Annotated in this window: 10 protein-coding genes; 3 read left to right on the plus strand and 7 right to left on the minus strand. The window is 59.8% G+C overall.

The window, feature by feature from the left end:
• Nucleotides 1–52: 52 nt before the first annotated feature.
• From ACLBWT_RS20580 to speD, 3 genes are all read left to right on the plus strand, one after another.
• A complete protein-coding gene (locus ACLBWT_RS20580) occupies nucleotides 53–928 on the plus strand; it encodes a glycine betaine ABC transporter substrate-binding protein (RefSeq protein ID WP_447665022.1) in 876 nt (291 codons plus the stop codon).
• Nucleotides 928–1,647, plus strand: a complete 720-nt coding sequence (locus ACLBWT_RS20585) for an ABC transporter permease (RefSeq protein WP_447664996.1) — start codon at nucleotides 928–930, stop codon at nucleotides 1,645–1,647. The genes ACLBWT_RS20580 and ACLBWT_RS20585 overlap by 1 nt, the downstream gene beginning before the upstream one ends.
• A gap of 169 nt (nucleotides 1,648–1,816) precedes the next feature.
• Complete coding sequence (speD, locus tag ACLBWT_RS20590; RefSeq protein ID WP_447664997.1) at nucleotides 1,817–2,623, plus strand: adenosylmethionine decarboxylase; 807 nt, start codon at nucleotides 1,817–1,819, stop codon at nucleotides 2,621–2,623.
• Nucleotides 2,624–2,726: 103 nt separating this feature from the next.
• On the opposite strand, the gene ACLBWT_RS20595 is transcribed toward speD, so the two are convergent.
• The 7 genes from ACLBWT_RS20595 to ACLBWT_RS20625 form a co-directional block, all read right to left on the minus strand.
• Nucleotides 2,727–2,984 (minus strand): DUF2164 domain-containing protein, encoded by a 258-nt coding sequence (locus ACLBWT_RS20595; protein ID WP_447664998.1) that lies wholly within the window; start codon nucleotides 2,982–2,984, stop codon nucleotides 2,727–2,729.
• Between the two features lie 40 nt (nucleotides 2,985–3,024).
• Entirely contained in the window at nucleotides 3,025–3,570 is a 546-nt protein-coding gene (locus ACLBWT_RS20600) for a GNAT family N-acetyltransferase (protein WP_447664999.1), read from the minus strand.
• A 126-nt stretch (nucleotides 3,571–3,696) separates the two neighbouring features.
• Nucleotides 3,697–5,700, minus strand: a complete 2,004-nt coding sequence (locus ACLBWT_RS20605; protein WP_447665000.1) for a Na+/H+ antiporter — start codon at nucleotides 5,698–5,700, stop codon at nucleotides 3,697–3,699.
• Nucleotides 5,701–6,079: 379 nt separating this feature from the next.
• A complete protein-coding gene (locus tag ACLBWT_RS20610; RefSeq protein ID WP_447665001.1) occupies nucleotides 6,080–6,580 on the minus strand; it encodes a DinB family protein in 501 nt (166 codons plus the stop codon).
• Nucleotides 6,581–6,861: 281 nt separating this feature from the next.
• Entirely contained in the window at nucleotides 6,862–10,284 is a 3,423-nt protein-coding gene (locus tag ACLBWT_RS20615) for a galactose-binding domain-containing protein (protein ID WP_447665002.1), read from the minus strand.
• 553 nt (nucleotides 10,285–10,837) lie between these two features.
• Nucleotides 10,838–13,276 (minus strand): DEAD/DEAH box helicase family protein, encoded by a 2,439-nt coding sequence (locus ACLBWT_RS20620; RefSeq protein WP_447665003.1) that lies wholly within the window; start codon nucleotides 13,274–13,276, stop codon nucleotides 10,838–10,840.
• Complete coding sequence (locus tag ACLBWT_RS20625; protein WP_447665004.1) at nucleotides 13,269–13,595, minus strand: nucleoside triphosphate pyrophosphohydrolase; 327 nt, start codon at nucleotides 13,593–13,595, stop codon at nucleotides 13,269–13,271. Before ACLBWT_RS20625 ends, ACLBWT_RS20620 begins: the two co-directional genes overlap by 8 nt.
• Nucleotides 13,596–13,599 lie beyond the last annotated feature (4 nt).

The raw sequence follows: 13,599 nt of genomic DNA on the forward strand, positions 1-13,599 counted from the left end.
GAAAGCGACAAGCCGGCCGGAGAAGCCGGAATACTCCGGGAAAGCCGGCCGCATGGCGGCGCTTCCGCTTCTGCTGGCGTTCCTCCTGCTCGCCCCGGGCTGCACGGGCAAGGCGGACCTCCGGATCGGCGCCCAGACCTTTACCGAAACGAAGATTCTGGCGGAAATGTACAAAGCCCTCATTGAACGCAGCACGGATCTGCAGGTGAAGGTCATTCCCGACCTGGCTGCCAGCCCGCTCGTATTCAGCGCGCTCGACAGGGGCGACATCGATCTGGCCACGCTGTATTCCGGCGAGATCTTCAACAACCACTTTCCCGTAAAGCCGACCAAGGATCGTGCCGAGGTGCTGCGCCAAGCCAAGGAAGGCTTTGACAAGTATTTCGGCTTCGACTGGATGGATCCGCTCGGCTTCGAGAACACGTATGCCTTCACCGTCCGGCGCGAAGTCGCGGAGCAGAAAGGCTACAAGACCATATCCGACATCAAGCCGGATGCCGCCTCCATGCGCTTCGGCGTGGACACCTCCTGGCTGGAGCGGGTCAGCGACGGTTACCCGGCTTTCCAGAAGGTTTACGGCATTTCCTTCGCCAAGTCCTATCCGATGGAGCTGAGCCTCGTATATTCCGCCGTCAAGAACAAGCAGGTCGACATCGTCCTCGCGTACTCGACAGACGCCCGGCTGAAAGCCTTCGATCTGGCCACGCTGGCGGACGACAAGCATTTTTTCCCGCCCTATGATGCGTCGGCCGTCATGCGCAAGGACATGGAAGCCCGCCATCCGGAGATCAAGCAAGCGATCGCCCCGCTGTTCGGCACGATGGACCGCGATACGATTGTGAGCCTCAACTACAAGGTCGACATCGAGAAAAAGAGCGAGCGCGAAGTAGCGCTCGCCTACCTGAAGGAGAAAGGATTGATTCCATAATGCCTGAGCAGCAAGAAACGCTTGCCGACTTCTGGGACTACCTGTACCGCAACCGCGGCCTGCTGTCCGAATATTTCATCCAGCATGTGCAGCTGGTGGCGGCCGGCGTGCTGCTCGCGCTTGCGGCCGGCGTGCCGCTCGGCATCCTGTGCACCAGGAGCAGGCCGCTCGCCCGGATCATCCTGGCCGTCACCGGCATCCTTCAGGTCGTGCCGAGCCTCGCGATGCTCGTCCTGCTCATGCTCTGGATGGGTCTGGGCAACACGACCGTCATGGCCGGCCTCTTCCTGTACTCCCTCAACCCGATCGTGCGCAACACCTATGTCGGCCTGCAGCAGGTCGGCAGCAGCTTTCTCGAAGCCGGCCGCGGCGTCGGGATGAGCCGCTGGCAGCTGCTGTGGAGCGTGCGCGTGCCGCTGTCGCTGCCCTATATGATGACCGGCATCCGCATCGCGGCCGTCATCGCCATCGGAGTGGCCACGATCGCCCCGCTCGTCGGCGGCGACGGCCTCGGCCGCGAAGTGTACGCCGGCATCAACGGCCAGAATTCGCTGCGCATCTATGCCGGAGCGCTTCCTGCCGCCCTGCTCGCCATCGTCGCCGACATCGTGCTCGGGTATGTGCAGCGGCGGTTCGATCCGGCTGAGCGGGCTTCGCGCAGGCGGGGCGGCGGCAAGGCGGAGCAAGCGGTGCCGCCCGTGCCCAAGGCGCAGGGCTGATAAAGCTGGGCGTGCTTGGCATGCTTTGACGCTTGGCGTGCTTGGCGGCGCTGCAGCTTCGCCGTCTGCCTTCCCTGGCACCGCAAGACGGGGGCGAGGGTAAACTTTTGCAGGCCGGGGTAATAGTACGAATAACTTGGCACAGGCGCGCAAAGGAGAGGATTGCCGGATGAAATTGACACACGAGCAGGTCATCGCCCTTCACGGGTTCAACAACCTGACCAAATCGCTGAGCTTCAACATGTACGATATATGCTACACGCGCAACAAGCAGGAGCGCGAGGCCTACCTGGCTTACATTGACGAGCAGTACAATTCCGAACGTCTCAACCATATCCTCCATCATGTGTCGGATATCATCGGAGCGCATGTTCTCAATACGGCCAAGCAGGATTACGAGCCGCAGGGCGCCAGCGTCACGCTGCTCGTCTCCGAAGGCCCCGTCGTGCAGGTTCCCCAGGGCACCTTCGGCGAATCTCCGGGACCGATGCCTTCCAACGTCGTCCTTCAGCTCGACAAGAGCCATATCACCGTCCATACGTATCCCGAATTCCATCCCGACGAAGGCATCAGCACGTTCCGGGCGGACATCGACGTGTCCACCTGCGGCGAGATCAGCCCGCTGAAGGCGCTGACCTACCTCATCTCCTCCTTCGATACGGACATCATGACGCTGGACTACCGGGTGCGGGGCTTCACCCGCGACATTACCGGGCATAAGCTGTTCATCGACCACGATATCAGCTCGATCCAGAATTACATCCCGGACGAGGCGAAGGACCTGTTCCACATGATCGACGTGAACGTCTACCAGGAGAACATCTTCCACACGAAGTGCAAGCTGAAGCAGTTCGATCTCAACAACTACTTGTTCGGCTATACGAAGGACAAGCTGAGCGAGGAAGAGCAGCAGGAGATAACCGAGAAGCTCAAGGGCGAGATGGACGAGATTTTCTACGGCAAGAACATGTATTGAAAAAAAAGCCTGTCCCGCGCCGGGTTTACCGGCTGCAGGACAGGCTTTTTCCGTTCTTTTCCGAATCGGTTTCTTTCCGATTGCGGTTTTTTTCAGCGGCGGTTTATTTCCGCGCCGTCCGGCTCCCTTGCTGAAGGGAATAAAGGTCCTCCTCCAGCGCTCCCATACGCTCGCGCACGGTTCGGACGGCATCCTCGACAGCCTGATTGCGGATGACCGGCGACAGCAGCGAGAGCATGTAGTCCAGCATCAGCTCCGCGGGCAGCTCCCCGAGCTCCTCGTCCCTTTCCATGAGGAAATAATGCTGCAGCTCTCCGATGAGCTGCTTCTTCTGTTCCTTCGGCAGCTTTGTTGTCTGCATCAACCGCCCCGCCCTTCCATTCTCGGATTTCTTGCTAAGCTCAGCAGCTGCAGCTGCTTCCGGCCTTCTTCTCTTCCTTGGAGACGGAGGCTCCCGATCTGCCCGCGCCGGACGCCGGCTTCTCCGGATCCCTGGAAAAGAGCAGAATGCCGTCCCGCTGCTCCCAGCCGGCCTTCGTCCAGAAGGCCGCTCCCCCGTCGTTGTTCTCCATGACCATGAGATAACAGCGCTCGATGCCGGCTTCTCCGAGTCCGCGCAGGCATCGCTCCGCGAGCTCGCCGCCTATGCCTCTTCCCCGGAATTCCGGGTCTACGGCCAGGTGGTACAGCCAGCCGCGCCTTCCGTCATGGCCTGCCATGAGCGTGCCGACGACTCTGCCTGCAGCAGCGGCGACCAGGCTCAGGCCGGGGTTCCGCTCCAGATAGGCCGAGATCGCCTCGCGCGAATCAGCCCCGCTCAGCACCAATCCGTCCATCCGCTTCCACAGAGAGATGGAGTCTTCGTAATGGCTGTCGTCCATCGGAATAAACCGTATCGGCCCCGACTCCTGCTCTCGCATTTGCTTCTGCTCCTGAATGCCGTCCATGTGGCTCGCTTCCCCTTTCATGAATGCCGCTGCCCTGTCCGTCCCGACTCCCGCGCTCCCGCTGCCGGCCCGAACGAAGGACCTGCCATCGTAGAGCCCATGTATAACAGGAATAACTGTATCCGTCTAATGAGCACCAGCTCCTACTTCGTCGTTCTCATGCAAGCTTGCTTCCCGGTAATTGACGTAGACCCTCAGCTTGCCTGCAAGCTTCCGGTCGATGTCCCCGCTCTCGAACAAGCGCTGGATTTCATTGCGCTCGGCTTGGACGGCCTTCTGCTCCAGCTCCTTGCGCCCTTCCTTGGAGCCCAGCGGGCGGCCGAGCGCCGCCTGGCCGCTGCATAGACGGAGCTCCAGCTCGCGGTAATGGGCCACCATCGCAAGCACGATATCCTTGCTGTAACGGCCTTCCAGCTCCTTGATCCGTTCCCCGGCCGCCTTGACCGAGGCTTGCTTGAGCTCCAGATAGGCTTCCTTGCTCCGGGTTCCCTTCAGCTTGGCCTTGCGGTGCCTTCCCCGCTTGGTGAACAGGCGGAGGAACAAGCCGTAGAGCAGCGCAGCCAGCAGCTTGATCCGGTTCGTCAGGGCAAGCTCAACGCGGTTGAGATAATGCTGGAAGGCCTCCTCCATGTCAGGCGTGATTCGGCCTTCCTCCAGCCATTCGCGGGCAACCTTGCGCTCCGCCTCGAGAGCATGCAGGCGCAGGTCGACGACGGCGCTTCTGGATTCCGCCTCCGCAGCAAGGCCGAGCCGCAGCTGCTGGATGCGCTGGACGTAGTCGGCGCGCAGATCAAGAGCCGCCGCCTGATTGTCCTCGCGCATTTCCCCTTGCACAGTCCTCAGTCCAGCGTCCAGCACCATAATGCGCGCGCGGCGCTCCGCTTCCTTGGACGCTGCCTCCATATCCTTGGTCTTGCCGTCTTCGGACGAGCGGGTCAGCAGCGGCAGCATGACGCTGGCGAGCAGCAGCGTGATCAGGATGACGCCGGCGCAGATGAAGAGGATCAGGTTGCGTTCCGGAAACACGGAGCCATCCCCCAGGAAGAGCGGAATGGAGAACGCGCCCGCCAGCGTCACCGCTCCCCGCACCCCGGACAAGGCGGTCAGCAGCGACGTCTTGAACTTGCGTTCATTGGCCCATACCCAAGCCATCCGGAGCAGGAGCAGCAGCGCCGTAATGGCGAAAATATACCCGATGACCTTGCCGTTGTTGTAATTCGGATCTTCCCAGACCACCTGGATGACATCCGGAATTTCAAGGCCGAGCAGCATGAACACAAGGCCGTTCAGGCAGAAGATGATGACCGACCAGGTACTGTCGGAGACGACGTTGAGCTTGATCGTGGATGGACCCATCCGATCCCTCTCGATGGCATGGACGACGCCTGCGGCCACGACGGCCAGGATGCCGGAGACATGCAGATGCTCCGCCGCGAGATAGATGACGAACGGCGTCAGGATGAGGATCAGCATATGGACCGTGACGTCCTCCATTCCCCAGCGGCGCAGCCAGACGCGCAACCAGACGACAGCGAAGCCGAGCGCGGCTCCGAGCGCCAGACCCCCCAGCGCGATGACGAAAAAGCTGCCGACGGCATTGGTCAGCGAGAAGTAGCCGGTCACTGTCGCCGCGATGGCGAAGTTGAAAGCGACGAGGCCGGAGGCGTCGTTCATGAGCGCCTCGCCCTCCAGCAGGCGCAGGATGCTGCCTGGCAGCTTGACGCGGCTCGCGATGGAGCCGACGGCGACGGCATCCGTCGGGGACAGGATCGCCGCCAGCGCGAACGCTGCCGACAGCGGAATGGCCGGAATCATCCAGTGGATGAACGGGCCGGCCACGAGCACGGTCGCGAACACGAGACCGAGCGCCAGCAGCAGGATGGAGGAGCGCAGCTTCCACAGCTCCTCGCGCGGCGTGATCTTGCCGTCATTGAACAGCAGCGGCGCGATGAACAGCACGAAGAACAGCTCCGGATTCAGCGGCACATGATGCAGCCACGGGAAATAAGCCGCTGTGATGCCGAGCGCGATCTGAATGATCGGCACCGGGACGAACGGAATGAAGCGGTTGATGATGTTGGAGACCCCGATCAGGACCAGCAGCGCCATCACCATGATGAAGATTTCCATGAGGCGACCAAGCTCCTTATGTACAGTGTTGCCCCGATAGGGCGGAAATGCGTTATCTTCTTACTTTACCATAGCGCATCGGCTCATCCTAACCGAACTCCGTCGACCTGCGAATTCGAACAAAGAGCTGCGCGGCCAATCGCAGCAGCTGACCGCCGCATCCATGGAACCGGCACTAAAAACCGGCAAAGAGCAAGGGCTCACGGAGCCCGTCTCTTTGCCGGTTTCTTTGTATTCCCGTGGATTCTTCAGCGATTACGTTCCCGGTTCGGCAAGGGCTCGCTCTTCCACCAATTGCGATTGCAGCCGCTGCGGACGATATCGAATCTTCCGCTGCGGACGATATCGAATCTTTATGCGGATGCGACCGACGGTACGATTAATCCGGCATTTCGAACAGCCCTCTGCCGATCAAGTTGGCCGTAACCGGCTCTTTTCCAAGCTCCCGCGACCATACGGACAATTGCCCGGCGTGATGGATTTCGTGGGCGATCAAATGCCGCATCACCTCGCCGTATGTATGGGGAACACGCTCTCCTTCATCCGTGATGTCGATCATGATGCGGTTTTCCATGCTGTCGTTCCAATCATGCACGAATGGAGCGAGCTCCGCGTGGCAGGAGGCGGAGAATGCGGTCATTTGCCGAAGGCTCGCCACTTCTCCGAACGGAGGAATATCAATCTCTTTTTCCTGGATTCCACCGCAAATCCAGCCATACTCGACAGCCACAATGTGGTACAGCGTCGGAAGAATGGATCCGATGCCGCCGGTCCGTCTTTTCATCAGCTCTTCCTCGTTTACCGTCTTGCACCAGTCCAGCCAATCTCGGCGAACCTGCCAGTTGTACTCGAACAGTTTACGAATTTTCTTCGCCTCCAATCATTGGGCTTCGGCATTGTCCGCCGGGAGCCTCCCGATGTCGCTCCCCTGTCGTTCCGTTAGGGGCCGTTCCAATAACTTCGGCATGCTCTCCATCGCTCCTGCTAGGGAATGAGCCCAAGGAAATTCCGGGCATATCATCGTTCAGCCTGTCACGGCAAAAATAGCCCGCCGGAAAGCATCCTCTCCGGCGGGCTATGGTCCGATTTGCGTCCTTATCCGACAGGTTCAGCGGAACGGAATCTCAACCTCGCATGAGCCTGGAAGGCTCATGAAGCGCTTCAGTTGACCGTAATCTTGAACGTCGAAGTCGTGTTTTTGATATTCGTGAAGTTGTTCGTCAGCTTCAAATTGTTGAACGTCACGGAGCCGACTGCCGGCCCTTGGCCCGGTTCCGGCATTTCATTGGCCCAGATGGCTACGCCGGACTTGGCGTCGTAGGCATCGCCGCTCTTCTGCGCGCCGGAGATCGAGACGTTCGTGAAGATCGTGTCGGTGACCGGGTTTTGAGGCTGGCCGCCGCTATAGTTCGTCTGGAACATGATGCCGACATAAGTCGGGTCGATGATGTCCACATCGCTCACCCGGATGCCTTGGAACACTTTGGAGGCAGAGAATACCCAGATGGCCGGAAATACCTGCTGTCCCCAGAAATGGCCGCCGGAGCGGACGACTGAAATGTTCTGCAGGTTGGTCGTCGGCGAAGCGCCGAAGCCGTTCATCGGATAGCCGAAGTCGAGCGAGCTGATCGTGATGCCGGAGTAGCAGAGCGTGTCGGCAATGTAGATGTTGCGGAACGTGTTGCCGTAGCCGCCGTACACCGCCAGGCCTGCAGCGCGCCAAGTAAGAATCGAGGTCAGGTTTTCAAAAATGTTGTCCTTCTCGTCCGCTCCGCCTGCGTCGATGGCCGAGAACAGCGCGAAGCTGTCATCGCCTGTCGCGCGAGCCTCGATGTTGGAGACGAGATTGTTCGTGCTGCCGTTGGTCATGTTGATGCCGTCGGCGAAGGTGTTGCGGATTCGGGAATTTTTGATCGTCATGTAATCGGTGTTGGCTCCCCAGTACATGCACACCTGATGCTCGGTCCAGATGTTGTCGATCGTCATGTTCGCGACGTTGGAGAAGTCGAACACCTTGCCCGGTCCGTCGATTCGGCTCTTATAGTTGCCGAAGTAGGCGAAGCCGGAGAAGGTCGAGCCGTTCGCCGTCGCTTCGGCGCGGAAGCCGATGTCGGTATTGTCCTGGGTGGCCGGCGCCGTGAAGCGCGTATACCAAGGGCCTGCGCCGACGATTTTAACCGGCTTGCCGTAGACCTGGAACTTGTTCGAGGTCGAGTACGTTCCCGCCGGCAGGTAGACGCCTTCCAGCGTGCCGGTCGTGTCCATGCGGAATTTGTCCAGCGCGTTCTGTACGTCCTGATGCGAGAAGCCGGCCGGGACTACGTACTTGGCCGGGTTCGGGTTGGCGATCGGCGTCGCCTGCTCCAGGTTGATGAAGTCGACGGCGTAGTTCGTCGTGTTGGCCGCATCCTTCTGCAGCTTGATCGTGCTGCCCGCCGGAATCGTCGTGTCGAACATCATGTTGGCTTCGTCATAGATGTGGCGCGGACCGCCCGAAGAAGGGCTGTTGTCCGGGTTCGTTTCATTGCCGTACAGCCAGGCGTACTTGCTCGTCAGCTGGATCGCCTTGGAGAAGCTGCCGTTGACGTAGACGTTCAGCGTGGAATCGATGCCTCCTCCGCCGGGAGCGTCCGGGATGGAGAAGCGCACGACGAGCGTGTTCGTGCTCGCCTTGGTCGTGAACTGCACATAGCTGCCGGTCGAGTTCAGCGTGACCGCCTTGCGGCCGGAAGCTTCACCGGCGATGTCGCCGATGTTGCGGTTCGGCCCGACGACGGAGGCGCCGCCGCCAGTCACGCCGTCTTCGGCTTCGTACATGTCGTAAGGCATGTTCGCGCCGCGTCCGACGAAGAACGATTGCGTGCTCGTGTTGTTCGCCTGCTTGACCGGCAGCTCGTTGCCGTCGACGGCGATGACGGTCTTGACCGTGTATTTTCCGTTCACGGCGGTCCAGGTGCCGAGGCTGATCGGAGCCGTCGAGGCGCCTGCCGCAAGCGTCCCGCTGTAGGAGCCGGTCAGCGTTTTCAGCACAGCGCCGCTCGTGGCGTCGGACAGCGTCAGCGTAATGCCGTGAGCGCCCGCTGCGGATGCCGCCGTCCCTTGGTTTTTGAGGATGACGGAGAAGCTGACCGTGTTGCCGGCAGCCGGGTTGCCCGGGCTCCAGCTTACGCTGGAAGCGATGAGATCGGAGCTCGAAACGGGGCTGACAACAAGCGCAGACGTGGCCGTGAAGCTGTTGTTGTTCTCGTTCAGTTCAATGACCGCGTTGTTCTCGTCGACCTTGGCAGTCGCTTGATAGGAGCCTGCGTTTTTGGCTCCGATGTTGAGCGGCACGTTGACGGAAGCGCCTGCCGCAAGCGCGCCCACATCGGCCGTACCGGCCAAGGCGCTGCCGAGGTAGAAGTTGACCTTGGTGGCGGCCGATGCCGCCGTACCGATGTTGCGGACGGCTGCGGTGAGCGTCACGGAGTCCGTTTCCACGGGTGAAGCCGGAGTCCAGGAGAGGCTCGTTACGGTGAGATCCGGGTTGGGAGCCGGCGTTCCGACGACCTGGAACTCGGCGACCTGGCCGGCGGAGGAGCCGGTGTTGGCCGTGAAGACGAGCTGCACGTCGCTCGCGGTGCCGGAGACGGGAATCGTCACCGTGTTGCCCGAAGCCGGATCGAAGACGTAGTCCTTGGCAGCGGCGAGGCTCGTGAACGAACTTCCATTCTGGGCTTTGCCCATCACCTGGATCGTCTGCGTGCGCTTGCCCCAGGACGAATCCGGGTTCAGCTTCAGCACGACGGAGCTGAGCGTTGCATTCGCCCCCAGGCTGACGGTCAGCGTGTTGGGATAGGAGCCTCCGGCGCCTTCCCAGTAAGTAGCCGTGTTGCCGTCATTGGCGTTGGCCGCCACGAAGGTATAGACCGTCGAGTTGGCCGAGATAGGCTTGCCTAGAGCCAGATTCGAGCCGGGACCCGGGGTCGGGGTGGCTGTCGGCGTTGGCGTCGGGGTGGCCGTTGGTGTTGGTGTTGGTGTTGGTGTCGGTGTTGGTGTTGGTGTTGGTGTTGGTGTTGGTGTTGGTATTGGTGTCGGGGCGGTTCCGCCGTAGATCTCGAATTCCGAGAATTGGCCCGCCGGCCAAGTCGTGTTGGAGGTGACGGTCAGCTTCACGTAGCGCACGCTTGCTGCCGTGAACGAGACGGTGACCGTATTGCCGCTGGCAGGATCGAAGGTGTAGTTCGCGGCCGCTTTAAGCGTGGTGTAAGAAGAATCGTTCGTGCTGCCGGAGATGAGGATATTCTGTGTGCGGGCTTCCCATCCCGAAGGCAGCTTCAGGACGACTTGGCCGACGCTCTGCGAGCTTCCGAGGTCGATCCGGACCCATTGCGGCCAGGCGTTGTTGACGCTTTCCCAATAGGTCGATGCATTGCCGTCGTTGATGTTCGATGCCTGGTAGACATCCGCATAGCCGCTTGCTGCGACGGACTTGCCGAGCGCCAGGTTCGTCGCCGCCTCGGCCGCATTCGGACGCAGCGACAGCGATCCGAAGATCAGCGCCAATGCCAGCAGCAGCATCGAGGCGCGTTTCGTTTTTGCCATTCGTCAATTGCCTCCTTATTAATAGAAAGAATGATAGAAGACAAGCCGTAAACGCTTACAAATCTCTGCGGCATCATGCCGCAGCCTTCAACCCTCCCCGCAGCGGTTTATTGCGATGACAGTCCGGGCAGCCTCGCAATCCCTTTCGGGATCATGCATCCCTGCAATCGGACGTGTCTTCGCCTATTTATTATGGCCTTCTCCGATCGGTTTAGCGATGTGCTGAATTACGGACCTCATGTTCATTTCTACGCTGGCAAGCCTTATCACAAAGCCTAGGCTTTTGGCGGTTGAGCTAGGCGACCACAACCGTTTCTCCATTACGATTTCTCGCCTTATCTTAATTTTCAGTCGCCCCTCCCGGAGGGTCGACATTTTAATGCACCTTATCATCAAGCCTGCTGACGTGAAAAACACCGTCCTTCCATTCATGAAGGGTATTGAAGCTGAATGTCGGAGGAGGACTCGAACGTTTCCTTGATTGCACAAAAAGCTTCCGGGAAATTTCCCGGAAGCCCATGAAGGTTAGGTCGAACTGATCAACCCAACCCAATTATCCAGCTTTCTTCTCAAAGTAGGAATGAAGGCGGTATTCACAAATCTCTTGCGTCCAGCGGTATAGAATCTCCCGATCCGACCCAGCGATGTCCAAGTTGAAGCCGAAACCGCGCTCATCAAAAGTCGCGAGTCCTTTGGAGCTCCCGCTCCATTTGGCCATCGGCATGTCTTCGATCAAGGCTGCGATCTTTTTCTCGTTATAGTCCAGCAACGCTTGCGACTGCTTGTCGGACATATCCACCTTGCGGCGATACTGCTTCTCGGTCAGATACCGATGGAAGAACGGTGCCGCCTCTACCGCGGCAATCGGCTGCGGCCAGCGCTCCGATCCTCTTTCGAGCATCGCGAGCAGCAGCACCATCTTGTAGGACTTCGTCATGCCGGTGCCCTCCGCTTCCAGCAGCCAATCCTTATAGCGTTTAAGCACCTCCTGCTCTTGAGGCTTCAGCTCCTCCGCCCAGCCAAGGAATGCCGCGTAGGAGCCGAATTCCTGCTTGTACTCACGACAGTTCTCCCGGCCGTGCAAATGCAGTTCCAGATAAGTCGGCCGCCGCTGCTGATCATCCTTGAGATCCCGATATGCGGTCAGCAGCTTCTCCTTGCGCGGCTGCCGCTTGCGTGCCAGTTCCCTGAGTAGATCAATGACTCCAGTTTCGAAGTCGATCATGCATCCAGCGGGAACTGTCGGCAAGATACCGCTGGGCTTGCCTTTCCCCCCGCCAGCTCCCGTATCGAACAAACTCAGCTTGATGTCCGCGTTGCGGTAGTTGCCGATGAGATCGATGATCACGCAGCTGTCCTTGCCCCCATGCAGCCGCAGGCCGCGGCCCACCTGCTGGGTGAAGATCGTCAGCGACTGCGTCGGCCGTACGAACAGCAGCGTATCGACCGACGGGATATCGACGCCCTCATTGAACAGATCCACGGTGAAGATGACATCCAGCTCGCCCTCCGCCAACCTCCGGACCGCCTCCCGGCGCTGAGTGGGACTCGACTCCGAGCTTAGACTTGCTGCGACCGCACCACGGTTGGAGAAATGCCGAGCAAGGAAGTTCGCCTGCGCAATTGAAGAGCAGAAGCCGATCGTCCGCGTCTGCCGATGCTTCAGCCAAGCATCATAGATGCGCTCCGCCATCTCTTCCCGCAGTTGGACAGCGAGCAGCTCCGCTTCGTCATATCCGCTTCCAAGCCAGGTCAGCTGCGAATAGTCCGTATCATCATAGACGCCGTAGTAGCGGAACGGACTTAGCCAGCCCTTCTGAATCGCCTCGATGAAATGGATCTGGTAAGCCACGTTGCCGTCGCATAGCGCATACACATCCTTGCCGTCCAGACGCTCAGGCGTCGCCGTGATGCCGAGCAGAAATCTAGGCTGGAAATAATCAAGCAGCGCCTGATACGACCTGGACGCGGCATGGTGGAATTCATCGACGACGATCAGGTCGAAGGCATCCGGCTCAAACAGCTCGCGATGACGCTTTGTTCCCATCGTGTAGATCGAAGCGAAGATCAGCTCCGCCTCGCCTTCCTTGGCCATGCCGTTGTAGAGCCCGGCGGACTTGTCCGGCATGACATGGAGGAACGACTGCTTCGCCTGGAGCAGGATCTCCTCCCGATGGGCGACGAACAGCACGCGCCGAAACCGATTGCGGGCGAAGAATGCCGCCAAATAAGTCTTGCCGAGACCGGTCGCCATGACGACCATCGCCCGGCTGTAGCCTTCATCGAGCGCATTCTCCAGCGCTTCGAGAGCTCCGGCTTGCGCGGGTCGCGGAACCAGCGCGGACGCTTCGGATGAAGTGCCACCGTCAGCAGCATTGTCGGTATTTACCGCACCCCCGCTGACCGCAGCGCCGCCGAGATCGGCTTCCTCCTCCTCGACGATCTGCCGCACGAGCTCCGGGTATTTCTGACGATTGCGCATGTACTCCTGCTCATAGGCCGCGATCACTCCCTCGGTCAGCGCATTCGTTTGATCGTGGTAGAAGTGGCGCATGAACTTGTCCAGCGCTTCTTGGAATGTGAACGGCTCGAGCTGAGCGTTGACCGACAGATTCCACTCCAGCCCCATCTTGAACGCGGAACGGGACAGATTGGACGAGCCGACGATGAACTTGCCTTGACCGTTCATATAGTCGAACAGATACGCCTTCGGATGGAAAGACGTGCCGCGGCTGCGCCACAGCCTCGCCTCGATACCGGGATGAATGCGAAGCAGCGCCCGCAGCGCCTCAGGCTGCGTGACGAACAGATAGTCTCCAGCGAGCAGCTTGACCTCGGCTCCCCTCTCCAGCGCTTCCCTCAGATGCGGGGCGAGGATGCGGACACCGGATTCCATAACGAACGAAGTCAGGATATAAATGCCCGAAGCCTGCTGGATACCGGGAATCAGCTCATCCGCCAGATTCTCGGTGATGAGCTTGATATCAGGCATCTTTGACCTCGATCAGGTAGATGCGCTCCCTGAATCCGCCCCGCTTGGAAGCCTTGTCCGCACGGATGCTCTCAAGCTGCTCCGGGGAAAGGCCATGCGTCGCAGCCAAGGCATGCAGCAGCTCCAGGATGTCAGCCAGCTCCTCACCGGCTTCAGCATCGGTCTCCGCAGCCAAGTATTCGCCGGTTTCCTCGGTCAGCTTGGTCCGGAGCTCCTGCTTATACTCCTCCTCGTCCAGCAGGCGTGTTTTCGGCTCCAACCCTTGTTTCAGGATGATAGCCGGGATCAGATCCCGAACGAGTTTATTGTAAGTCGGCATGGTT

Source organism: Paenibacillus sp. D51F (assembly GCF_053345695.1).